Below are 284 nucleotides of genomic sequence, written 5' to 3' on the forward strand. Positions count from 1 at the left end.
GCGGCAGCACCCCATGCCGCATCGCCATCACCATCTTGATCACACCACCGACACCGGCAGCCGCCTGCGTGTGGCCGATGTTCGACTTCAACGAACCCAGCCACAACGGCCGTTCACGGTCCTGGCCATAGGTGGCCAGCAGCGCCTGCGCCTCGATCGGATCACCCAGCGGCGTCCCCGTGCCATGCGCCTCCACCACGTCCACATCGGCGGGCTTCAGCCCGGCACCGGCCAGCGCCTGCCGGATCACCCGCTGCTGCGACGGACCATTCGGCGCCGTCAGA

1 protein-coding gene is annotated in these 284 nt (G+C 69.0%); it reads right to left on the reverse strand.

Going from position 1 to position 284, the window contains the following annotated elements; all coding sequences use genetic code 11:
* A partial coding sequence (locus IH68_RS0149135) for a hypothetical protein (protein WP_037886775.1) occupies positions 1–284 on the reverse strand: 284 nt, incomplete at both ends.

The sequence above is a fragment of the Streptomyces sp. NRRL S-646 genome, from assembly GCF_000720765.1.
In the GTDB taxonomy this organism is placed as follows: domain Bacteria; phylum Actinomycetota; class Actinomycetes; order Streptomycetales; family Streptomycetaceae; genus Streptomyces.